This window comes from Vibrio sp. Vb1574 (assembly GCF_033338675.1).
Genome location: NZ_JAWOTC010000423.1, coordinates 1 through 1,077, shown reverse-complemented (window position 1 = coordinate 1,077; position 1,077 = coordinate 1). Strand labels below are relative to the sequence as shown.

General features: G+C 46.9%; 1 protein-coding gene and 1 pseudogene. One reads left to right on the top strand and one right to left on the bottom strand.

Going from position 1 to position 1,077, the window contains the following annotated elements:
* Nucleotides 1–500, top strand: a pseudogene (locus tag R7O12_RS26610) (N-acetylglucosamine-binding protein GbpA); the annotation flags it as partial.
* A 70-nt stretch (nucleotides 501–570) separates the two neighbouring features.
* Here the strand turns inward: R7O12_RS26610 and R7O12_RS26605 are convergent.
* Nucleotides 571–1,077, bottom strand: a 507-nt coding sequence (locus R7O12_RS26605) for a DUF6363 domain-containing protein (RefSeq protein ID WP_318127071.1), incomplete at its 5' end; no start/stop codon positions are given.

Below are 1,077 nucleotides of genomic sequence, written 5' to 3'. Positions count from 1 at the left end.
TTGATGGTCTTGCCAGTGAGTACATAATTGCTACAGAACCAACCTCTTTAGACCTCACTCTTACCGCAGAGGGCGACTTAACCGCCGAGTTAACGGTTTACAATCATCATCGCGAACCACTAGCAAGTTGGACGGGTTCAATTCAAGATGGGGCAAGCGAACAAGTAGAACTCACGCTGAGCAAATCAGAACCGGGGCACCACATGTTAGTGACCCGCATTAAAGATACCGATGGCAACCTTGTCGATCAGCAAACGCTGGATTTCCATCTAAAAAGTGAGGAAGTCACCCCACCACCATCAGGCGAATACGACTTTGTATTCCCTGAGGGGCTTTCTAGCTACACAGCAGGTACAAAAGTGTTGGCAAGCGACGGCGCGATTTATCAATGTAAACCATTCCCTTACTCTGGCTACTGCGTACAGTGGAGTGAGAGTGCAACACAATTTGAGCCAGCGACAGGCTCACACTGGGAAATGGCTTGGGATAAACTGAACTAATCTCGCAGACGATAAACGTAAAAAACCCCGCCAATCGCGGGGTTCTTTTTACTTTATCAATCACTGCGAGTTAAAGACAAAAGTGGCAGTTTTCTCGACTTAAACCATAACCACCAGACAGATTGGTGATATGAGTTCTGCCTTCGTGAAGCCCCATTTCATACCCTTCGAGTAGAACGGATTGGCGCATCGACAAGCGTTGCACATGAAATTCATCCGGCGGTGCAATCACTCTCACACGGGTTCCTTGCGGTGGATTGCGGATAAATTCCAAGGACTCATTGTAGTTCTCTGAACGATGCAACATCGCTTCTGCCATTTTAGGATGTTCAGCAAACAACTTGTTCATTAACCAAGTATTTTTTACTGGTTTTTTGGAGTAATTCAGCGGGTGCGATAGCACAACCGTGATGTCTCGCGCTCCTCTTCGGTAAGCTTCTCGAACCGGAATAGAATCCGCCACACCACCATCGGTATAACAACCACCAGAAAAACACGGAGTATGTTTGTAAGCAATCGGCAATGCTGTTGTCGCTTCTATCGCATGATGGAAATTTTCTCGCGTCACTCGATAGTA